At 30.6% G+C, this 252-nt stretch carries 1 pseudogene; it reads left to right on the top strand.

Going from position 1 to position 252, the window contains the following annotated elements:
- Positions 1-252, top strand: a pseudogene (locus tag SB658_RS25960) (MFS transporter); the annotation flags it as partial.

Raw genomic sequence — 252 nt, 5'->3', positions numbered from 1 at the left:
CTCCGGATTTATAGTTTTCGGAATTTTAAATGGAGGGCTCTCAGTGATGCAGGTGTTTATTTTAAAATACAAACTAGCCCCAAGAAACTATGAAGAAGTTTCAATTATATTAAGTATAGTCTTTGGTATAGGAATTTTACTTGGTAGTGTTATAGCATCTATACTTTCTCAAAAAATAAAGCTTTATCATTTACTTATTTTAGCTTTGTTTATTGGAGGAGGAGCGATTATTTTGAGTTCATTAGTCAATAC

Origin of the sequence: Bacillus sp. SIMBA_008, assembly GCF_046535495.1 — a bacterium.
GTDB classification, from domain to species: domain Bacteria; phylum Bacillota; class Bacilli; order Bacillales; family Bacillaceae; genus Bacillus; species Bacillus subtilis.
This window is presented reverse-complemented; position numbering and strand designations above follow the sequence as displayed.